The organism is Streptomyces morookaense, from assembly GCF_013030945.1.
Lineage (GTDB): Bacteria > Actinomycetota > Actinomycetes > Streptomycetales > Streptomycetaceae > Streptomyces > Streptomyces morookaensis.
This window is the reverse complement of sequence record NZ_JABBXF010000047.1, coordinates 84,317-105,169: the sequence shown is the minus strand read 5'-3', so window position 1 is coordinate 105,169 and position 20,853 is coordinate 84,317. Positions and strand designations below refer to the sequence as shown.

Below are 20,853 nucleotides of genomic sequence, written 5' to 3'. Positions count from 1 at the left end.
GGGGGCGGTCAGCCGGCCTTGCGGTGCAGTTCGGGGCCGGAGTTCTCGGTGACGCCGAGTTTCTTGTTGACGAACCGGCCCGCGTGCTCGGCCAGCAGTTCCAGGACGTGCGCGATGTCGTCCAGCGAGGTTTCGGGGTTGAGCAGGGTGAACTTCAGGTAGTGGTGGCCGTCGACCTTGGTGCCGGCCACGACGGCGTCGCCGGAGGCGGCGATGGCCTCGCGGGCGTGGAGGTTGGCGTCGTCGGCCAGTTCGCGCCCGGGGCCGGCCGGGGGCAGGTAGCGGAAGACGACGGTGCTCAGCTGCGACTTGGTGACGACCTCGAAGCGGGGATCGTCGGCCAGCAGGTCGTGGGCCTGGGCGGCGCGGTCGACGACCTCGTCGAAGAGTGCGCCGATCGCGTCGGCGCCCATGATGCGGAGGGTCAGCCAGAGTTTGAGGGCGTCGAAGCGGCGCGTGGTCTGGATGCTCTTGTCGACCTGGTTGGGGATGCGCTGTTCGGCCATACGGGCCGGGTTGAGGTAGTCCGCGTAGTAGGTCGCGTGCCGCAGGACGGAGCCGTCGCGGACCAGGACGGCGCTCGAACTGACCGGCTGGAAGAAGGACTTGTGGAAGTCCACGGTGACGGAGTCGGCGCGCTCGATGCCGTCGAGAAGGTGGCGCCGGGTGGGGGAGGCGAGCAGGCCGCAGCCGTAGGCGGCGTCCACGTGCAGCCAGACGCCGGCCCAGGCGCACAGGTCCGCGATGCGGGGCAGCGGGTCGATGGAGCCGAAGTCGGTGGTGCCGGCCGTGGCGACGACGGCCATGACGACGAGGTCCTCGGCGCGGCAGCGCTCGAGCTCGCGGGCGAGCGCCGCGGGCCGCATGCGGCGGTCCTTGTCGGTCTCGACGGTGACGACGGCGTCCATGCCGAGGCCGAGCATCTTCGCGGACTTCTGGACGCTGAAGTGGCCCGCCTCGGAGGCGAGGATGCGCAGCCGGGGGAGGAAGTCGTGTTTGGAGAGCGTGGTCCCCGCGTAGGCGGCCGCGGCGGCGGCGCGGGCGAAGGCCTCTTCGCGGGCGAGCAGCAGGGCCTGGAAGTTGGACTGGCTGCCGCCGCTGGTGAACACGCCGTCGGCGGCCTCGCCGAGGCCGATGCGGCCGGCGGTCCAGTCGATCAGGCGGCGCTCGATGAGGGTGCCGCCGGCGCTCTGGTCCCAGGTGTCCAGCGAGGAGTTGACGGCCGTGAGGACGGCCTCGCCGAGCAGGGCGGGGATGACGACCGGGCAGTTGAGGTGCGCCAGGTAGCGGGGGTGGTGGAAGTAGACCGCGTCGCGCAGGTAGACGTTCTCCAACTCGTCGAGGGCTGCGGCAGGGTCGCTCAGCGGCCGCTCCAGGTCGATCCCGGCTATCTCGGGGGCCAGTTCGTCCGGGGTGACGCCGGTGAACGGGCGCTCGGTGCGGGCGATTCGGGTGGCGACGCGGGTGACTCCGTCGGTCAGGGAGCGTCGGTAGTGGTCGACGTTGCGGTCGTTGAACAGGTGCGAACGCCCCTGGAAAGTCATGACAGTCCTCAACGGTTCGTCGGGCTTGACTTAGGTAAGCCTAACCTAACTTGATCCGCAGTGCCTCTGCGGGGGCTGCGCCCCGGATCCCCGCCGGCGGGTCGGCTGCGGGTCGGCTGTGGTTGCTCGCGCAGTTCCCCGCGCCCCTTACGGGGCGCAGGCCAGACGGGGCGCGGGCCAGCGGACGGCGCGCAGGTATACCGGGCGCAGCCCCCCCGCAGGGGTATCGGCTCACGCCGCCGCCAGCGCCTCCGCGCGCAGGTCCTCCTCCGAGGCGCCCAGGCGCCAATACCCCGAGAAATGCACCCTCTTGCGGTCGATCCCGCGCTCGCCCACAAGATGCCGGCGCAACGCCTTGACCGCCCCCGACTCCCCCGCGATCCACGCATACGGCATCCCGCCAGGGAGCACCGCAGCCCGGACCGCGTCCACGAGGAGGGCGGGGCGCGGTCCGGGGGCATGGTCGCGGACGAGCCATGTGATCTCGGCGTCGCCCGCACACGGCAGGTCCAGGACGTCGTCGGCGTGCTGGACCTCGATCCAGACCCGGGCGCGCACCCCGGCCGGCAGCCAGTCGAGGATGCCGCCGACCGCGGGCAGCGCGGTCTCGTCGGCCGCGATGAGCACCCAGTCGGTGCCCGGCGGCGGACGGAAGCCGACGCTCCTGTTGTCCTCGACGGCCGGCCCGAGCAGCACGACCGGGTCACCGCTCCCGGCCCGTCCGGCCCAGCGCGACGCGGGGCCCAGGTCTCCGTGCAGCGCGAAGTCGACGTCCACCTCGGCCTGTTCGCGGCGCTGCTCGCGCACCGTGTACGAGCGCATGACGGCCCGCACCGCCGGGTCCATGGCCCGCCATTCCGCGAGCCGGCCCTCGCCGTGGGTCGCGGGGAGCACCGGGGTGCTCTGCCCCGGCTGCGGGAGGAACAGCGAGAAGCTCTGGTCGCGGCCGCCTCCGGCGAACTCCCTCAGCTGTTCTCCGCCGAAGGTGATCCTGACCATGGAGGGGCCGAGGCGCCGGCTGCGGACGACATGGGCGTCGAAGAAGCGGAACTGTCCGGCGACGGTGGCGGTCGTCATGGGAACGTCAGCTCACTTTCTTGGCATCCTGGATGGCCTTGGCGAGGTTTTCGAGCAGCGGGGCGGCGCCCGCGTACGAGAAGCGGGGCACGGAGTCCCACGGGGTGATCTGGTTCGCCTTGACGGCGGGGAGCTCCGCCCAGGCGGGCTTGTCGGCGAGCGCCTTGGGCTGCAGCTGACCGTCGCGGTTGTCGAGCAGGATCAGGTCGGCCTTGTACTTGCCGGCGTTCTCCCAGCTGAGGCCCTCGAAGTAGCCGCCCTCGTCCAGCTTTTCGGGGACGACGAGATCGACGCCGAGCTCGGCGAAGTACATGAGGTCCGAGTTGGACTTGGGGTTGGAGACGTAGAGCAGGTCGGGGCTGGCGGAAGCCGCCATGACCTTGAGTCCGCCGCTCGCCTTGGCGGCCTTGCGCAGCGTCTCGGCGGCGGCCTCGAAGCGGGCCTTGGCGTCGGTGACCTTCTTGGCCTTCAGGTCGGCGCCGAGGGACTCGGCCAGCTCGGCGTAGCGCCTGATGGGCTCGGTCATGGGGACGCGGGCGGTGCGGATGGCGGCGCTCGGGGCGAGGCCCAGGATCTTGTCCTTGCTCTCGTCCGGGACGTACCAGAGCGCGCCCTCGTTGAACATGTGCGTCACGAGGAGCTCGGGGCGCAGGGCCGCGTACTTCTCGATGCTGAACTCGCCCCAGGCGTTGCCGAGCACCGTCACCTTGTCGACGTTCAGGTCCCCGGCCTGCGGGACGGCTTTGCCGTCCTTGTCCTTGGTCTCGCCGAAGACGCCGACGATCTCCTTGTCGAGGCCGAAGTCGACGAGGGCGGCCGCGGTGCCGGTGAAGGCGACGATGCGCTTCGGCGCCGACTTGGCGGTGACCTTCTTCTTGCGGTCGTCGGTGAAGGACCAGCTGCCGCCGCCGTCGCCCTCCTTGGCGGACGAGCCCGAACCGCCGCTGCCTCCGCAGGCGGTGAGGAGGGCGCCGAAGGCGGCGACGCCGCCCGCGGTGAGCAGGCCGCGGCGGGAGAGGCGGGTGGGGCTGTTGTGCGGCATGGGTGTGTCTCTCACGCGTCGGGGGTGGCTCTGAGGCCCAGAGCGATATTAGGTTAACCTAACCTAAACTGCTGTCCAGTGGGGGTGGCCACCGCTCCCCGTGACCCGGAGCACGCCCGTGCCTGTCACCAAGTCACCGCAAGCCCCAGCGGCTTCGACGGCGCCACCGCCCTCGCGCGGAGGTCCGCCCGGCAGGACCCGCGCCTCCCTGCGCGCCGCCGGACTGGCCGGCTCCCTGCTGGTCCTGCTGGCCGTCGTGGTGCTCAGCATCGGGTTCGGTGCCAAGCAGCTCTCGCCCGCCGAGGTGTGGCACGGGCTCTTCGACAGCAGCTCCCCGGCCTACACCGTCGTCCACAAGATGCGCCTGCCCCGCACGCTGCTCGGCCTGCTGGCCGGTGCCGCCCTCGGCCTGGCCGGCTGCGTGATGCAGGCGCTCACCCGCAACCCGCTCGCCGACCCCGGCCTGATGGGCATCAACGCGGGCGCCTCCGCATCTGTGGCCTCCGCGGCCTCCTTCCTCGGCGTGGCCACCTTCAACGGCTATGTGTGGTTCGCCCTCGCCGGAGCGGGAGCCGTCTCGGTCCTGCTCTACGCGGTGGGCGGCGGCCGTGGGGCGACCCCGGCCCGGCTCGCGCTCGCCGGTGCGGCGCTCAACGCCACCCTCTACTCGTACGTGAGCGCCGTGATGCTGCTGGACACCGCCTCGCTCGACAAGATGCGCTTCTGGACGGTCGGTTCGCTCGCCGACGCCCGGCCGTCGACCGTGCTGAAGGTGCTGCCGTTCATCGCCGCGGGCCTGCTGATCGCCCTCGCCCTGGCCCGGCCGCTCAACGCCCTGGCCCTCGGGGACGACGCGGCCCGCGCCCTCGGCGCCCGCCCCGCCCTCACCCGCGCGGCCTCCATCGCCGCCGTGACGCTCCTGTGCGGAGCGGCCACCGCGGCCTGCGGGCCGATCGTGTTCGTAGGGCTGATGGTGCCCCACTTCGTCCGCACCCTGACCGGCCCCGACCTGCGCTGGATGCTGCCCTACTGCGCGGTGCTCGCGCCCGTGCTGCTGCTCGGCGCGGATGTGCTCGGCCGGGTGCTGGGCCGGCCCGGTGAACTCCAGGTGGGCATCGTGACGGCCGTGCTCGGCGGGCCGCTGTTCCTGTACTTCGTGCGGCGCGGAAAGGCGGTGCGCGCATGAGCGTCATCCGTTTCGCGGGCGGCCGCTCCGTCCGCTTCCGCCCGCGCGCGCTCGCCGCGGGCACCGGATGCGCCGTACTGGCGCTCGTCCTGGCCGTGTTCGCGCTCGGCAGCGGCGACTACCCGATCGGCCCGGCGGACGTCGTCCGCAGCCTCGTCGGGGACGGCGACCCCGCGCACGACTTCATCGTCAACGAACTGCGCCTGCCCCGCGTCGTCACCGCCCTGCTCGTCGGCGCCGCCCTCGCGCTGGCCGGTGCGCTGTTCCAGTCGCTCGTCCGCAACCCGCTCGGCAGCCCGGACGTGCTCGGCTTCACCCAGGGTGCGGCGGTCGGCGCGCTCGCCGTCGTCGTCGCCGGGGGCAGCAGCCTCGCCCTCGCGACGGGCGCGGTCGCCGGCGGCCTGGCCACCGGCGCCGTCATCTACCTGCTCGCCTGGCGGCAAGGAGTGCACGGGCAGCGGCTGGTGCTCATCGGCATCGGTATGGCCGCCATCCTCACCGGCGTCAACGGCTACCTGCTGACGCGCGGCCAGTTGATGGATGCGGCACGGGCCGTGCTGTGGCTCACCGGCAGTCTGGACGGCCGCGGCTGGAAGGACGTGCTGCCGCTGCTCGTCGTGATGGCCGTGCTGGTCCCCGTCGTACTCCTCGGCTGCAGCCGCCCGCTGCGCATGATGGAGATGGGCGACGACGCGGCCGGCGGGCTGGGCATCCCGGTCGAGCGGCTGCGCCTGGTGCTGCTGGCCGCCGCCGTCCTGCTGGCCTCCTTCGCGGCGGCCGCCGCCGGACCGGTCAACTTCGTCGCCCTCACCGCACCCCAGCTGGCCAAGCGGCTGACGAAGTCGCCCGGCCCGAACCTGCTCGCCTCCATGGCAACCGGCGCGGCCCTGCTCGTCGGCGCCGACCTGATCGGGCAGCAGGCATTCTCCGGCCACCAGTTGCCGGTCGGTGTGGTGACGGGCGTGCTCGGCGGCGGCTACCTCGTCTGGCTGCTCGCCGCCGAACGCAGGGCGGGCCGGATATGAGCAGCCTCGGACACGCCCTAGGCGCCACCACGACACGTGTGAACGGAGTACGGACCATGGCACCCCACGGCGCACCGCGGCTCAGCGGCAGCGACCTGACCCTTTCCTACGAGCAGCGGACCATCGCCGAGGGCCTGACCGTAGCCGTCCCGGACCAGTCCTTCACGGTCGTCGTCGGGCCCAACGCCTGTGGAAAGTCGACCCTGTTGCGGGCCCTGTCGCGCACGCTGAAGCCCGCGGCCGGGACCGTCCTGCTGGACGGGCAGGACATCGCCTCCCTGCCCGCCAAGCAGGTCGCCCGCACGCTGGGCCTGCTGCCCCAGTCGTCGATCGCCCCCGACGGCATCACGGTCGCCGAACTCGTCGCCCGCGGCCGCTACCCGCACCAGAAACTGCTGCGCCAGTGGTCGCCCGAGGACGAGCGTGTCGTCACCGGGTCCATGGAGGCCACCGGGGTCGGGCAGCTCGCCGACCGGATGGTCGACGAACTGTCGGGCGGCCAGCGGCAGCGCGTGTGGATCGCCATGGCCCTTGCCCAGGAGACGCCGCTGCTGCTCCTCGACGAGCCCACGACCTACCTCGACATCGCCCACCAGCTGGAGATCCTCGACCTGTGCGCGCGCCTGCACGAGGAGCAGGGCCGCACGCTGGTGGCCGTCCTGCACGACCTCAACCAGGCCGCCCGCTACGCCACACACCTGATCGCCATGCGCGACGGGCGGGTGGTCGCCGAGGGCGCGCCCGGCGACGTGGTGACGGCCGAACTGGTCGAAGAGGTCTTCCGGTTGCCCTGCCGGGTCATCGACGACCCGGAGACGGGCACGCCGCTCGTCGTCCCGGCCGCCCGGCGACGCGTGACGGCAGGAGGCAAGGCATGACGTTCGAGGTGTACCGCGACCCCTGGGGCATCCCGCACCTGCGCGCGGACGACGCGGGTGAACTCGTCTTCGCCCAGGGCCACAACGCCGCCGTCGACCGCGCCTGGCAGCTGGAAGTCGAACGGCACCGCGCGCAGGGCACCTCGGCGTCCTTCCTCGGGGCCGCGGCCGTGGGCTGGGACCGCCTCGCCCGGCGGACGCGGCTGGCCGACACCGCGCGGCGCTGTTTCGCGAGACTGGATGCGAAGACCGCGGACTGGGTCCGGCGCTACGTCGACGGCGTGAACGCGGGCCTCGCCGAAGGCGTCGGCCGGGCACCGGAGTTCGCGGCCACCGGGCTCGTCCCCGGGGCGTGGCAGCCGTGGACACCGCTCGCCGTGTGGCTGTCCCACCACCTCCTCTTCGCGGGCTTCCCCGCCAAGCTGTGGCGCGAGCACGTCGCGCGGACGCTCGGGCCCGGGGCGGTCGGCCTGTTCGCCACGGACGGCCCCCACGCGTCCGGCAGCAACGGCTGGCTCGTCGCGGGCGACCGCACCGCCACCGGTGCCGCCGTCGTCGCGGGCGACCCGCACCGCTTCATCGAGGCCCCGGGCATCTACCAGCAGATCCGGCTCTCCTGCCCCGAGTTCGACGTGGTGGGCCTCGCCGTCCCCGGCGTCCCCGGCATCGCCCACTTCGGGCACACCGGCGGCGTGGCCTGGGCCATCACCAACGCCATGGCCGACTACCAGGACCTCTACCGCGAACGGCTGCGCCGGACCGGGACGCAGGTGGAGGCGCTCGGCCCGGAGGGCTGGCGGCCCGCCGCCGCGCACACCGAGACGATCGAGGTGGCCGGGGGAGACCCGGTCGAGGTCGAGGTGATCGAGACGGAGCGCGGCGTCGTCGTGGTGGACGCCGACGAGACCATCAGCCTCCGCTGCCCGCCGCGCGTCCGCGAGGACCTGGGCTTCGCCGCCCTCCCCGCACTGCTGCGGGCGAGGACGGTCGCCGACGTGGACCGGGCGCTCGACGCATGGGCGGAGCCCGTGAACGTCGTCCTGGCCGCGGACACCGGGGGCTGGCTGCTGCACCGCGTCGCGGGCGCGGTACCGGTCCGGCACCCGGACAACCGCCTGCGGGTCGTACCCGCCTGGGAACCGGAGCACACGTGGCGCGGCTGGCACGAGGAGCTGCCGCGCGAGACCGTCGACGGCGTGGCCGTGATGGCGAACGCGCGCGGCATCGCGACGCCGCTGGGCGTCGAGTTCGCGGCGCCGCACCGCGCCGTACGCATCCGGCAGCTGCTCGACGGGCCGGAGGCGTGGACGGCGGACGCCATGGCGGCCGTGCACCGCGACACGTATCTCGCCTCGGCCGGGCCGCTGTTGGAGCTGCTGGGCGGGCTGGACGGACTGAGCCCCGAGGCCGCCGCGCTGCGCGACCGGCTTCTGCGCTGGGACCGGCACATGGACGCCGGCAGCACCGACGCCATGGCCTACGCCGCCGTGCGGTCGGCGGTCGTACGGCGCCTCGCGGCCCACCCGGTGCTGGCGCCGCTGGCCGAACCCCCGGCGTATCCCGAGGTGTTCATGCCCTGGTTGTCGCTCACGGCGCGTATCGCCTATGCCCTGGAGGGGCTGCTGACGGGCGGGCTGCTGCCGGCCGCGGACCGGGCCGGGGCCGTCCGGGCCGCGGTCGAGGAGGCCGCCGGGGAGCCGGCGGCCGCCTGGGGCGAGGCACACCGCCTCGCGCCCTGGCAGGCGCTGCCCGCCGACGAGCCGGAGGAGTGGCCCGGCCTGTCCGGCGACCACGACTGTGTGATGTCCGCATCGAACGTCCCGGGCCTGACCCACCGCGCGGCACGGTCCTCCGCGGCGCGCTATGTGTGGGACCTCGCGCAGCGCGACAACAGCCGCTGGATCGTCCCGCTCGGCGCCTCCGGCGTGCCGGGCGACCCCCATCACCGCGACCAGCTCCCGCTGTGGCAGCGCGGGGAGCTCGTCCCCGTGACCACCGACTGGGACCGGCTGACCATGGAACGGAAGAGCACCACGTCATGAACTTCGTGTACGAGGAGAAGGCCGACGGCTTCGGCACCGTCGGCATCCGCCCGGTCGACCCCGCGGCCGACATCGACCTCATCCACGCCTGGGTGAGCGAGGAACGCGCCCGCTTCTGGGGCATGCGGGAGGCGGGCCGCGAGCGGGTCCTGGAGATCTACGAGTACCTGGACTCGCTGAGCACGCACCACGCGTACCTGATCCACCGCGACGGCCGGCCCGTGGCTCTTTTCCAGACGTACGAACCGGAGCACGACCCGGTCGGCGAGTGCTACGCCGTGCAGCCCGGCGACTTCGGCATCCACCTGCTGGTGGGCCCGGTGTCCGGCGCTCCGGAGCCGGGCTTCACGGAGGTGCTGCTGTCCGTGTTCCTGGGCTGGGTGCTGGCCGGGGATCCGCAGCGGCGGCGGATCGTGGCCGAGCCGGACGCGCGCAATGCGAAGGCCATTGCGCGCTTGGAGCGGACGGGGTTTGTGCGGGGTCCGGAGATCGAACTTCCGGAGAAGCGGGCGCGGTTGATGTTCCTTGAGCCCCGTCAGGCTGACGGGGCGCGATCAAGCAGCGCTTAATGGATGGGTGCCGTACCAAGGAGTTCCGCCAGATCCAGCGTGCGGTGCGAGAAGCCCGCTTCGTTGTCGTACCAACCCATGACCTTGACCAAGGAGCCCCGCCCCGGCCGGGCCTCGCCGATCATGGTGAGCGGGGCGTCGAAGGTGCAGGAGGCCGAGGAGCCCACGATGTCGGACGAGACGATCGGCGCCTCCGAGTAGAGCAGCATCCCCTCCAGTTCGCCCTCTGCGGCCTTGCGGAAGGCTGCGTTGACCTCGTCCGCCGTGACCTGGCGGCTCAGTTCGACGGTGAGGTCGACGGCCGAGCCGACCGCGACGGGCACGCGCAGCGCCATCCCGTCCAGCCGTCCCGCCAGCTCCGGGAGCACCTTGCCGATCGCCCGGGCGGCGCCCGTGCCGGTGGGGATGATGTTGCACGCCGCGGCGCGGGCGCGGCGGTAGTCGTGGTGCGGCAGGTCGTGGAGGCGCTGGTCGTTGGTGTAGGCGTGCACGGTGGTCAGCAGACCGCGCTCGACGCCGAAGCCGTCGTGGAGCACGCGGGCCATGAGCGCGGCGCAATTGGTGGTGCAGGATGCGTTGGAGACGATCCGCTGACTCCCGTCATAGGTGCCCGAGTTGGCGCCCATCACCACGGTCAGGTCCTCGTTGCTCGCCGGGGCGGAGATGATGACGCGGCCTGCGCCGGCCCGGAGATGACGTACTGCGTCCTGTGCGTCGGTGAACACACCGGTGGATTCGACGACGACATCGATGCCGAGTTCGCCCCAGGGAAGCCGCGCGGGGTCCTGTTCGCGGAACGTCCGGATGCGGTGCCCCCCGACCGTCAGGGCCTCGCCGTCGGCCGTGACCTCGTGCTCCAGGCGGCCGTACACCGAGTCGTATTGCAGGAGGTGGGCGAGCATTGCCGGGTCGGCGAGGTCGTTGACGGCGACGACCTCCACCGCGGCCCGTTGTAATGCCGCACGGGCCACTGTCCGTCCGATGCGTCCGAAGCCGTTGATTGCCAGCCGGATGGTCATAAGTCCTGCCCTTTCTGGGTTTACTTGATTTGTGTAAAGAGAACCCGCGGAATGTTTACGGATCGTCCACTGGTGCTCACGATCGTGTGTTAGTCATGTCCACACGGAGGTGGGGGATACATGGAGTTTCGCTGGCTGGAGACGTTCGCGGTGGCTGCCCGGGAGGGCAGCATGAGCGCGGCGGCCACCAGGCTGGGCTATGCGCGCTCGACCGTGACCGGCCATGTCCAGGGGCTGGAAAGGTCGTTGGGTGCGAAACTGTTCGACCGGTCGAAGCCGGGGCACCCGCTGACGATGTCGGGCGCCGCACTGCTGAAGCATGCGGAGACGGTGCTGGAGGAGCTGTCCAGGGCGAGGGCCGCGGTGGCCGCGTCCGAGGACGGCCGGGTGCAGTCGCTGCGCCTGGGGGCGACGGAGTCGGTCTGCGCGTACCGGCTGCCCGTGTTCCTGCGGATGCTCAACCGGCTGATGCCCGAGCTGAAGGTCGAGGTCGAGGCCGCTCCGGTCGGGGCGTTACGGGAGCAGGTGGCCGCGGGGCGCCATGAGGTGGTGCTCATCAACGGCGTGCGGGAGCAGGCGACTTCGGAGCGGCGGGACGGGGGGACGCAGCGGAGGCTGTGGGAGGAGAAGGTCGTCCTGATCGGCACTCCGGAGGCGGCCCGAAGACCCCGGCGCGTGCTGCTCACCGCTCCGGGCTGCGCGTACCGGGAGATCGTGGAGCGTGAGTTCCTCGACCGGCTGCCGAAGGTCGACGTGCTGCAGGTCGGCAGCGTGGAGGGGGTGAAGTCGTCGGCCCTGTCGAACCTGGGGGTCGGGCTGCTGCCGATGGTGGCGGCCAAACCCTTCCTGGCGGGCGGGCAGTTGGTGGAGCTGCCGTTGCGCACGTCCCACACCGTGGTGACCGATGCGATCTGGAACCCGGACGCCTGCCCGCCGGCCGTGGTGGGGCACTTGCAGCGGCTGCAGTCCGCCTCCGTGGGCGAGGACCGGTGAGCGGCGTTCACGCCGTCTCCGCCTTCCGGGCCCGGTGGGCCGCGACGTAGTGGCGGTTGCCGCAGGCGGCGGGCGAGCACCAGCGGCGCCGCCGCCCGCGGGAGGTGTCGAGGTAGACCAGGTCACAGGTGGGGCCTGCGCAGATGCGCAGGTCCTTCCGTTCGTCCGAGCCGAGGAGCCGGATCGCGTCCTCGGCGACGACGGCCAGCAGCCGGTCGCACCGGACCGGCTCGGCCAGGCGGCGGAGCAGCGTGCCGTCGGTGTCACGGGTGAGGACCTCGGCGGGCCGCCGGGCGGCGGCGGTCCGGTTGAGCTCGTCGATGTCGTGCGCGGCGGCCTGTCCGCCCCGGAGCTCGCTGTGGACGATGCGGTGCAGCCGGCCGCGCAGGGCCTTGAAGTCCTGCAGCCAGGCGGCGTCGACGTCGGCTTCCTGGCCCGCGGGCAGCAGGCCGGTGCGGTGCAGCCAGGTCACCAGCCGTGCCACGCCGTCCAGGCGTTCCACCGGGCTGGTGGACAGCCGGCCGCCGACGGTGGCGAGCAGGTCCAGGCAGAGGCGGCCGGTGTCGAAGCGCAGGTCCGAGGAGGCGGCCACGGGGTTCACTTCCTTCCCGGCGCGAGGGGGACGGCCAGCAGCGTGGCGACGGCGCAGACGATCCACACCAGGGACCAGGACGCTCCGGCCAGGACGGGCACCATCAGGGGGGCGAGGAACCCGGCGGCGAAGACCGTGGTGTTCTCCAGCCCGAGGGCGGTGCCGGCCCGCTGGGCCCCGGCCATGTGCGCGATCTCCGTGTAGGCGACGCCGTGCCAGGCGTTGGCGAGGATACCGCTGACGACCAGGGCGGCGACCACCGCCCACGTGGGCCCGTGGGTCAGTGCGGCAGCGGCGGCCAGGGCGACGGTGGCGGCGAGGCCGACGGCCCGTACGTACGGCCGCCTGCTGCCCGCGTGCTTGTCCGTCCAGCGCCCCGACGCCACACGGGCGGCGGCCCCGCCCACCTGCACGATGACGACGGCGGACGCGCCGACGGCGAGCGCGGCGTGGTGCGCGTCGTGGAGGAAGACGCCGATGAAGGTGAGGATCGCGAACTGCGGGATGGTCAACAGGCCGGACGCCAGGGCGAGTCGCCAGACGTTGCGGTCCTTCAGCGGGGAGACCTGCGAGGTGTCGGCAGCCGCGGCGGCCGCGCCGGGGGCGGCGGCCGGTTCCTCGGGCGAGTGCATCCAGCGGTGGGTGGCGACGGCGGCGGCGAAGCAGAACAGCGCGAGGATGCCGTAGACCGCCCGGAAGCCGAAGCCGACGGCGAGCCAGGGCAGCAGCGCCGAACCGATGGCGCCGCCGGCCGGGATCGCGGTCTGCCGCAGGCTCATGGCCAGTCCGCGTTGCCCGTCCTTGAACCAGGCCATCACGGCCCGGCCGGAGGAGCCGTTGACGGATCCGCCGAGTGCGCCGACGAGGAGCAGCCCTCCGGCGAGCATCCCGATGGCGGGGACGCCCGAGGCGGTGGGGACGACGGCCAGGGCCATGACGCCGAGGACGATGCCGGTGGTGATGAGCCCCGTCAGCAGGATGCGGCGCTCACCGAACCGGTCGGTCCAGATGCCCCAGGCGATCTCGGAGACGGCGATGCCCAGCGAGATCGCCGCGAGCACGATGCCGAGCGAGCCGTTGGTCAGGTGGTAGGCGCTGCGCATGGCGGTCGAGGTGGTCGGGATGCCCTGGAAGGCGGCGGAGAACGCGGCCTGCGAGGCGATGCCGATGCCGAGGATCGTCCACCGGTGGCGGGGGCCGAAGGTGCGGGCCCGTGCGGGCTGCACTTCCGGGGCTTTCGGCCGGGTGAGGGACAGGGACACGACGGGCTCCTTCTGAAGTCCGAAAGGGGTCGGAGTGCTTACGTGGGGCAACAAGCGCCTCGGGTAAGGGGTTTGATTGCTTACCGAGATGATGCGGGGGCCGTCCGTCCTGCCTCAAGGCGATGTCGGCGGACGGCAACGCCCGTTCGGGAATCGTGAACCGTGCTTGTCCGCCGCCCTAGCGGAGCGGGAGCACCGGCTGTTCCCACACCACCAGCAGGACGGCGCCGTCCGCCGACCGCGGGGCGTGGACGGAACCCGGGCTCATGACCAGCATGCTTCCGGCCGGATGGGCGCCCGCCTCGGTCTCCAGCTGCCCCTCGAAGACGTAGATGATCTCGTAGCCCTGGTGCCGGTGCGGCACGGTGGCGGCGCCGGGCTCGTAGCGGACGATGCCGGCGGCCGGGCCGCCGGCCCCGGTCTCCTCGGTGGTGTACAGCCGGTGGATGCCGACGCCGGTGCGGCCGTCCGCGGTCAGCGGGGCGAACGTCAACTCCTCGAACGCGAGGCCGCGTTCCTCGATGCTGCGCAGGATCACGGGCAGCGACGACGCCAGGGCCGCAGGCGGTGCGGGCCGGGCGGGGGCGGCGGGGACGGTGACGGACATGGGTCTCTCCTCGGGGGCGCGGAGGTTCAGGAGCGGGCGGGGGCGGTGCTCAGGGCGGCGCGGCGGACCTTGCCGGACGCCGTGCGGGGGAGCCGGTCGGTGAAGGCGATGCTGTGGACGCGCAGGGCGCGGGTGACGCGGGCGTCCACGTGGGCGAGCAACTCGTCTGCTGTCGTGGCCCGTTCGGCGGTCAGTTCGACGACGGCGTGGGCGGCCCTGCCGAGGGTGGGGTGCGCCGCGGGGACGACGGCGGCCTCGCGCACGGCGGGATGGGAGCGGAGCACGGCTTCGAGCTCGTAGGGGGAGACGCGGTGGCCGCCGGACTTGAACACGTCGTCGGAGCGGCCGAGGATCCGGATGCAGCCGTCCGGGCCCGTCTCGCCGACGTCGCCGGTGAGGTACGTCCCGGTGCCCACGGGCGGCGCGGAGGGGGTGGCCACGGGGTCGTAGCCGGCCATCATGCCCACCGGATCGGCGGAGAGGTCCACGCACACCAGGCCGTCGTCGGTGCGGACGTCCCAGCCGGGCAGCGGTCTGCCGAGCCACCCGGGACGGCGGGGCATGCCGGGTGTGGTGCCGATCAGGGCCGTGGTCTCCGTCTGGCCGTAGCCGTCGCGGACCGGCACCCCCCACGCCCGCTCGACCGCGTCGGCGATCTCGGCGGGGAGCGGCTCGCCCGCGCTGGTCGCCTCCCGCAGCCGCGGGGCGGCGGCGTCGAGGTGCCGGGCGAGCCGGGACCACAGGGAGGGCGGGGCGCACAGGCTGGTGACGTCCCGCGCCGCCAGGAGGCCCGGCAGGTCGCCGGGGCCGACACCCTCGTCCGGCAGGACGACCAGCGTGGCCTCGGCGGTGAACGGCACGAAGAAGCTGGACCAGGAGTGTTTGGCCCAGCCGGGCGCCGAGACGTTCAGGTGCCGGTCGCCGGGCTGCAGCCCGTTGAAGTACATCGACGACAAGTGCCCTACGGGGTACGAGCTGTGGGTGTGGGTGACGAGCTTCGGTGCCGAGGTGGTGCCGGAGGTGAAGTAGGCGAAGGCCACATCCGTCGCAGGGGTGGGGACGGAGGGGACGAATCGCTCTTCGGCGGTGTACGAGGCGGCGTAGTCGGCCCAGCCGGGCACCGGCGCGCCGACCGCCGTGCGGGTCGCCAGCGGGAGGCCGGCGAACAGGTCCGTGAGGTCGCTCCGGCAGATCACGTGGCGCACCCGGCCCCGCCCGGTGCGGTCCTCGGCCTCGGCCCGGGTCAGCGACGTGTAGACCGGGATGACCACGGCACCGGTCTTCAGGCAGGCGAGCAGCGTCTCCCACAGCTCGGTCTGCTGGCCGAGGGCGATCATCACCCGCTCGCCGCGGCCGATGCCCTGCCCCGCAAGCCAGTTGGCGAGCTGGTCGGAGCGGGCCGACAGCTCCTGGTAGGTCACCGTCGTCGTGCCGCCGCCGGGCTGCACCAGCTCCAGCGCCGGCCGCGGGTTGCCTGCGGCGACGACGTCGAACCATTCGAGCGCCCAGTTGAACGTCTCCGGCCTCGGCCAGGTGAAGGCCGCCCGGGCGGCGTCCAGATCCGTGCGGAGGTCCAGCAGGAGGTCGCGGCTGCGGCGGAACATCGTGTGGGCCGCGGTGCGGCGCATCCGGTCGTATGCGTCCTCGGGGCGCGTCATCGGTTCGCTCCTTCCAGGGCGCGGGTCCGGGCGGTCTGCCGGAGGCCTGCCAGGGCGTCGGCGGCGATGGCGTCGGCGTCCTTCGTGAACTCGGTCCAGGGGCCGGGCCGGGAGGACCCGACCTGCATGAACCACCGTTGGCCCTCCGTGGGGATGCCGAGCACGTACATCCCGTCGGCGGCCGTGCCGTCGGCGTCGACCGGCCGGTAGGGGGACGCGGTGACGGCGACGCCCCCGGTGTCGAAGCTCCGGCCGCCCGCGGTGTTCGCCCACGAGGTCCACAGGCCGGCACGGGTGAGGCAGCGGGTGAGCGGAGCGGGGTCGCGGGCGAGGTCGGGGCCGGGGATCCGGGCGTCGATCAGCACCTCGCAGTGCTGCGGCGCCTCGTCGATCTGGCCGGACGACACCGCGAACGCCCCGGCGTCCTCGTCGGCCCCGAACCGGGCGTCCGGACCGGCGACTTCGAGGATCCCGGCGTCCATCAGCGCCAGGGTCTGCTCCAGCCGCACCATCGGGGGACCGGCCGCCAGGAAGGAGCTCACCGGGCCGAACCAGCCCAGGAAATCCTCGCGGTGCGACGCGGCCGTGAGGCCTCCGTGGTCGACGGCCAGCCGGATGGTGCCGCGCACGTCCCGCAGGACGTCCAGGGCGGCCTTGAGAGGACCGTCGAGATTGCCCCGGCGGGCCTGTTCGACATCGGCCGTGATCAACTCGGCCAGCGCGGCGGCGTATTCCTTCGCGCTGTCGAATCGGCAGCCGGCGAACGGGCGGGCCAGGCGGTTCACGTCCAGGGGCGGCAGGAGGTCCAGGCCGAAGCGCTCGGCCAGCTGCCGGGCCGTCTGCTCGGCGGCGTCCGCACCGGCCGCCGCGATCTCGGCGACGACGCTGTCGGTGTAGGCGTGTTCCACCTCGGTCCCGTAGCGGCCGCGGACCGCCGTGGCGTAGTAGACGAGCTGCATCTCGGCGTCGAGCCACGGCCACACGTCGCGGCGGAAGTCGAGCGGGCCGCGGGAGCGCAGGGCCCTGATGCGCTGCGGGGTGAACAGCCGTGCCGTGTAACGCCAGTCCGGACCCTTCTGGTTCCGGCCGCGGGCCGGGAGCGGCACCCCGGAGCGGGAGCCGGCGACGAGCCGGGGTTCGCGTCCCGAGGGGACGTACCGCAGCCCGCCGTGTCCGTCGTCCTCGAACCGGCCGCCGCGGCCGCAGGTCAGGGCGGCGGTGACGTCGTAGAAGGACAGGCCCATGCCGAGCACGGCGACCCGTGCCCCGGGGGCGATGCCGCTCAGGGGCATGTCGGCGGCGCTGTCGCCGCGGATGTAGCGCAGCTGCGGGCGGGCCCCGGCGAAGGCGGCGAGCCCGGCCTGGTCGGCGGAGAGCTCGGTGACGGGGTGGCCGGTGGTCATGACGACCCGGTCGGCGGTCAGCTGATCCCCGTCGGCGAACGACAACTGCCAGGTGCCGCCGTCGCGTTGCGCGCCGGTGACCTCACCGGCGACCCGTCTCAGGCGGACGCGCGCCGGCAGCGAGGTCTCGATCGCGTCCAGGTGGAACTGCAGGTACTCGCCGTACAGAGCGCGCGGTGCGTAGGCGTCCGGGCCCGGGTAGTCGGCGGGACGGGCCGTGGACCACCACTGGGCCAGGGTCGGTCCGGCACCGGCGCGCACGGGGCCGTCGTCCATCGGGCCGGAGAACATCGTGACCTCTCCGCACGCGGTGTTCATCAGGAAGGAGGTGTCCTGACCGGTGCGCCAGACGCGGCCGGCGCCCACCTGCACCTTGTCGACGATGCTGATCTCCACGTCGCGGCCGGGGTGTTCGCCCTGCAGCCGGGCGGCGAGCCGCTCGGCGACGGACAGGCCGCGCGGGCCGGAGCCGACGATCGCGATCCGGTAGGGGGCCGCGGCGTCCAGGGCGGCCGCCGCCTGGTCGTGGCTGTCGGCGGTGTAGCGCAGCATGCCGAGCAGCCGGGCGGAGGTGACCGCCCTCGCGGTGGAGGAGGAGTGCGCCGGCAGCGGCATCGCACCCGTCTTCGCCCAGCGCAGCCGCCCGTCGTCGCCGATCGTCCCCTGCGCGGCACCGGTGTTGTCGCGGTGCAGGCAGAAGGGCACGTCCAGCAGCCCGGTGGCGAAGCCCTTCCGCAGGGCCGGCCCGATGTCCGGGCCGAGGCCCAGTACGGCCTCGATGAGCGCCAACGCCTCGGTGTAGACGGTCTCGTAGTCGACCTGGCGGGCCCAGGGCAGCTCGCATTCCTCCGTCAGCGCCTCGCGCCCCTTGCGCGTGGCCCGCTCCAGCGCCGCGATGTTCTCCCCGACGGTGGGGATGCGGTGCGCCTCGGCCGCCGTCTTGACGATCAGGCGCTGGGCGCCGCCGCGCACGGCGACCTGGGCGGAGGTGTCGAGCAGCAGCCCGGCCCCGGCCTCGGTGCCCGGGTACACGCCCATGTAGGTGTAGAGCACCACGTGGCGGGCCACGTCGGCCGGCAGGAACGTCTCGGCGAGGTGGTGCAGCGCGGCGAGCGCCTCGATGTCCTGCACCGGATGGGTCTGCTGCGCGTAGGACAGGGACACGGAGGTCAGGCCGTGCTGCGCGAAGAACATGGCCTCCAGCACGCTGATCGCCACCAGCAGCGACGGCGGGCACATCTGGCCGAGCATGCAGCCGCCGAAGGTCTCCAGGTGGGCGCGGAGTCCGTTGGCCGCGGTGCCCTCGGCGAACCGGCGGGTCGCGTCCGCCCAGGCCGGTATCGCCTCGGCGAGCGGCAGCCGGGAGTAGGGGAGGCAGTACGAGACCGGTCCGCCCTCGGAGGCCGACAGCCCCGCGGCCACCATCGCGTCGAAGATATGGGCGGGCCGGGCCGAGCCGTGCCGGACCTGGACCGGGATGCGGTGCCCGGTGGCGGCGGCGACCCGTGCGGTCGTCACCGGGCCGTGGTTGACGATCGGGAAGCCGTTGAGGTGCTTCCCCTCGGCCAGGGCCGCCCGGGCCCCGGCGATGTCCTCGACGCGGGTGTAGGAGTCGATCGTCATGGTGCCGACGGTGCGGGCCCGGGCGGCGGCGACCGCCCGCAGCCCGGCGGCCATCTCGGCCGGCCCGGACATCCCCATCCGCGGCTGGACCACCAGCCGGCCTTCCTGCGCGGCCTGTTCGACGTAGCTCTGGATGTCGGCCGCCGGGCGGTTCCGCAGCTCCGCGCTCATGCCGCCACCGCCTCGTCGGCCGTGAGGGCACCGGCACCGGCCAGCTCGTTCAGGGTCCGGCCGAAGTCGGCCGGGTCGGCCCCCTCGGTGAACACGGCGCGGAAGCCGGCCGCGATCAGCTCCCCGGCCAGATCCGCGTCGGCCGCGCCCCGGATCCCCAGCTTCCCGCCGATCATCACCGGCACCCCGGCCACGTCCGGGTCCGCGTCGGCCTGCAGCACCCGGATCATGCGGGCGCCGTCCAGGTGGCCGTGCCCGTTCACCGAGGAGATCACCACCGCGTCGGGCCGGTGCCTGCGGACCGCCTCGACCAGCACCTCGTCGGGGACGCAGGCGCCGAGGTTGTGCACCTCGTAGCCGCCCTCCTCCAGGAGCAGCTGCAGGAAGACCAGGTTCCAGGTGTGGGAGTCGGAGGAGACGGTCGAGAGGACGATGCGCCTCTTGTGCCGAACCGGGACTGACATGTGAACCCCCCGTTTTTTCCGGGTCGTTGGCGTTTTCTCGGACAACCAAACGATCGTCGAAAACGCCTGCCGGACACAGGGGGCTTCGGGAGTCGTGAACCGTGTTCGGGGAGCCGGTAGCGGTGTTCTGCTACCGCTGCCCGCTCGGGGTGTCCCTCCGGCTCACCGCCAAGTAGCCGATCAGGCACAGGATCGGCACCAGCAGCGACAGCGTCACCGGGCCCGTGCCCCAGCCCAGGCCGCCGCGGGCGGACGGTACGCCCATCCAGTCCGCGAACGATGCGCCCAGCGGGCGCGTGAGGATGTACGCCGCCCAGAACGCGGCCACCGGGTTCATCCATGCGAAGCGCCCGGACAGCGCCGGCACGGCGATGGCCACGGCGAAGAGGATGCCGGACGCCAGGTAGCCGAGGTGCAGGGTGCCCGCCGTGAGGTCGCCGATCGCCGTGCCGAGGGCGAACGTGGCGAGGACCGTCGCCCAGTAGAACGTCTCGCGCCGGCGGGTGCGGATGCTGTGGACGGCCAGGGTCTTCTCGGACGCGTACCAGCCGCCCAGCACGGCGGCCAGTGCCAGGCAGAACGCCACCGTCGAGACGGTGTACGGGATGCCGGCCACGACGTGGACGACGTCGGCGGCCATCGTGCCGAAGACGCTGACCATGACGACGGTGGGCCAGTAGACCCACGCCCGGTACCGCGCCGAGCGGAACTGCAGCGCCAACAGGGCGCCGAATCCGGCGAGTCCGAGGCATCCGGCGGGTATCGGGCCGAGCGTGCGGCCCAGATAGTCGGAGGCGGTCTCGCCCATGCCGGTGGTGAGGACCTTCACCACCCAGAACAGGGCCGTCACTTCGGGTACTTTGCTCAGACCCGTCTCCGCCGGACGCCGGTGCGTCCGCTCGGCCACCGTGCCAATGCCCGCTGTCGGCATGGTCTCTCCGCCCTCTTCGCTGCGATTGTCTACAGAACTGTAGACAGAGGGGGAGGGGCTTTCTCAGGCTTCTCTCATGTGATCCTCTGCCGCCCCTGCCGCGGAGGACATGAGCCGCAGCGGACGGTCCGGCGCCATGTCCAGCCGGGCCAGCACGCCCGGCACCGCGATGTTGGGCATCATCAGCCGGTAGAGCAGGGAGATCTCGTCCGTGAGGTCCGGCGGCTCGGGCATGGCCTCGGCGGTCAGCTGAACGCCCGTCCAGGAGCCGACCATGAGGCGGGCGACCTCCTCCGGGACGACGTGCGGAAGGGTCTCGCCCTTGTCCTTGGCCTCCTGGAGCAGCGCGGCGGTCACCGTGATCCAGTCGGGCCACCGGGTGCCGAACATGGCCCGGGCCCGCTGGTCGACGGACAGCCGGATCGAGGCGCGCAGCAGCGGCTCGCGCTGGACCCGGTGGGCGAGCAGCAGCGAGGTGTCGATCAATTCCTGCAATTTGAACGGCTGGGGAGAAACGCCCTCGGTTGTCACCGCTTCGTCGAGAACGCCCCGGGCGAGATCTTCCTTGGAGCTGAAGTGGAAATACAGGGCACCCCGGGTCACCTTGGCGCAGGCGAGGATCTGGGCAATCGTGGCGGCCTCGTACCCGGCCTCGTCGAAGACTTTTCCGGCAGCCTCCAGAATCGCCTGCCGGGTCCGGATCGCGCGCTCCTGCTGCGCCACGGCAATCCCCTCCTTCTGCTCCGTCCCCCCCTGGCGATAAGTAC

At 72.8% G+C, this 20,853-nt stretch carries 18 protein-coding genes; 6 read left to right on the top strand and 12 right to left on the bottom strand.

The annotated features are described in order from the left end of the window. Nucleotides 1–8 precede the first annotated feature (8 nt). The 3 genes from HG542_RS21370 to HG542_RS21360 all read right to left on the bottom strand — a co-directional run bounded on the left by HG542_RS21370 (nucleotide 9) and on the right by HG542_RS21360 (nucleotide 3,663). On the bottom strand, nucleotides 9–1,544 hold the full coding sequence (locus HG542_RS21370) for a pyridoxal phosphate-dependent decarboxylase family protein (RefSeq protein ID WP_171083857.1): 1,536 nt from the start codon (nucleotides 1,542–1,544) through the stop codon (nucleotides 9–11). A 231-nt stretch (nucleotides 1,545–1,775) separates the two neighbouring features. Further along, nucleotides 1,776–2,621, bottom strand: a complete 846-nt coding sequence (locus HG542_RS21365) for a siderophore-interacting protein (RefSeq protein WP_171083856.1) — start codon at nucleotides 2,619–2,621, stop codon at nucleotides 1,776–1,778. Nucleotides 2,622–2,628: 7 nt separating this feature from the next. Then, nucleotides 2,629–3,663 carry an ABC transporter substrate-binding protein gene (locus tag HG542_RS21360; protein WP_171083882.1) on the bottom strand — a complete coding sequence of 345 codons (1,035 nt, stop codon included), beginning with the start codon at nucleotides 3,661–3,663 and terminating at the stop codon, nucleotides 2,629–2,631. A gap of 118 nt (nucleotides 3,664–3,781) precedes the next feature. On the opposite strand from HG542_RS21360, the gene HG542_RS21355 reads away from it, so the two are divergent. The 5 genes from HG542_RS21355 to HG542_RS21335 are packed head-to-tail and all read left to right on the top strand — an operon-like array spanning nucleotide 3,782 to nucleotide 9,363. Beyond that, nucleotides 3,782–4,849: a FecCD family ABC transporter permease gene (locus tag HG542_RS21355; RefSeq protein ID WP_171083854.1), complete on the top strand. Its 1,068-nt coding sequence runs from the start codon at nucleotides 3,782–3,784 to the stop codon at nucleotides 4,847–4,849. Beyond that, nucleotides 4,846–5,874 (top strand): FecCD family ABC transporter permease, encoded by a 1,029-nt coding sequence (locus HG542_RS21350; RefSeq protein WP_171083853.1) that lies wholly within the window; start codon nucleotides 4,846–4,848, stop codon nucleotides 5,872–5,874. Before HG542_RS21355 ends, HG542_RS21350 begins: the two co-directional genes overlap by 4 nt. A gap of 56 nt (nucleotides 5,875–5,930) precedes the next feature. Beyond that, nucleotides 5,931–6,752, top strand: coding sequence for an ABC transporter ATP-binding protein (locus HG542_RS21345; protein ID WP_227723191.1), 822 nt, complete (start codon nucleotides 5,931–5,933; stop codon nucleotides 6,750–6,752). Further along, entirely contained in the window at nucleotides 6,749–8,794 is a 2,046-nt protein-coding gene (locus tag HG542_RS21340) for a penicillin acylase family protein (RefSeq protein ID WP_171083849.1), read from the top strand. The genes HG542_RS21345 and HG542_RS21340 overlap by 4 nt, the downstream gene beginning before the upstream one ends. After that, the gene (locus tag HG542_RS21335; protein WP_171083847.1) at nucleotides 8,791–9,363 is read left to right on the top strand and encodes a GNAT family N-acetyltransferase; all 573 of its coding nucleotides are present in this window, start codon (nucleotides 8,791–8,793) and stop codon (nucleotides 9,361–9,363) included. The genes HG542_RS21340 and HG542_RS21335 overlap by 4 nt, the downstream gene beginning before the upstream one ends. Here the strand turns inward: HG542_RS21335 and gap are convergent. Next, nucleotides 9,360–10,382: a type I glyceraldehyde-3-phosphate dehydrogenase gene (gene gap / locus HG542_RS21330; RefSeq protein WP_171083845.1), complete on the bottom strand. Its 1,023-nt coding sequence runs from the start codon at nucleotides 10,380–10,382 to the stop codon at nucleotides 9,360–9,362. The two genes, HG542_RS21335 and gap, sit on opposite strands and share 4 nt — an antisense overlap. Nucleotides 10,383–10,502: 120 nt before the next feature. Here gap and HG542_RS21325 point away from each other — a divergent pair, with 120 nt between their 5' ends. Beyond that, nucleotides 10,503–11,375 carry a LysR family transcriptional regulator gene (locus HG542_RS21325; protein WP_171083843.1) on the top strand — a complete coding sequence of 291 codons (873 nt, stop codon included), beginning with the start codon at nucleotides 10,503–10,505 and terminating at the stop codon, nucleotides 11,373–11,375. Between the two features lie 7 nt (nucleotides 11,376–11,382). Here the strand turns inward: HG542_RS21325 and HG542_RS21320 are convergent, their stop codons facing one another. The 8 genes from HG542_RS21320 to HG542_RS21285 form a co-directional block, all read right to left on the bottom strand. Continuing rightward, nucleotides 11,383–11,967, bottom strand: a complete 585-nt coding sequence (locus tag HG542_RS21320; protein WP_171083841.1) for a CGNR zinc finger domain-containing protein — start codon at nucleotides 11,965–11,967, stop codon at nucleotides 11,383–11,385. Between the two features lie 5 nt (nucleotides 11,968–11,972). After that, nucleotides 11,973–13,229: an MFS transporter gene (locus HG542_RS21315; RefSeq protein ID WP_218039064.1), complete on the bottom strand. Its 1,257-nt coding sequence runs from the start codon at nucleotides 13,227–13,229 to the stop codon at nucleotides 11,973–11,975. Nucleotides 13,230–13,407: 178 nt separating this feature from the next. After that, entirely contained in the window at nucleotides 13,408–13,836 is a 429-nt protein-coding gene (locus tag HG542_RS21310; RefSeq protein ID WP_171083838.1) for a cupin domain-containing protein, read from the bottom strand. 26 nt (nucleotides 13,837–13,862) lie between these two features. Continuing rightward, nucleotides 13,863–15,494: an acetate--CoA ligase gene (locus tag HG542_RS21305; protein WP_171083836.1), complete on the bottom strand. Its 1,632-nt coding sequence runs from the start codon at nucleotides 15,492–15,494 to the stop codon at nucleotides 13,863–13,865. Continuing rightward, nucleotides 15,491–18,691 (bottom strand): FAD/NAD(P)-binding protein, encoded by a 3,201-nt coding sequence (locus HG542_RS21300; protein WP_171083834.1) that lies wholly within the window; start codon nucleotides 18,689–18,691, stop codon nucleotides 15,491–15,493. The genes HG542_RS21305 and HG542_RS21300 overlap by 4 nt, the downstream gene beginning before the upstream one ends. Then, on the bottom strand, nucleotides 18,688–19,155 hold the full coding sequence (locus HG542_RS21295) for a cobalamin B12-binding domain-containing protein (protein ID WP_171083831.1): 468 nt from the start codon (nucleotides 19,153–19,155) through the stop codon (nucleotides 18,688–18,690). Before HG542_RS21295 ends, HG542_RS21300 begins: the two co-directional genes overlap by 4 nt. A gap of 130 nt (nucleotides 19,156–19,285) precedes the next feature. Continuing rightward, nucleotides 19,286–20,086: a COG4705 family protein gene (locus HG542_RS21290; protein ID WP_171083829.1), complete on the bottom strand. Its 801-nt coding sequence runs from the start codon at nucleotides 20,084–20,086 to the stop codon at nucleotides 19,286–19,288. Between the two features lie 63 nt (nucleotides 20,087–20,149). Further along, nucleotides 20,150–20,809 carry a ScbR family autoregulator-binding transcription factor gene (locus tag HG542_RS21285; RefSeq protein ID WP_171083826.1) on the bottom strand — a complete coding sequence of 220 codons (660 nt, stop codon included), beginning with the start codon at nucleotides 20,807–20,809 and terminating at the stop codon, nucleotides 20,150–20,152. Nucleotides 20,810–20,853 lie beyond the last annotated feature (44 nt).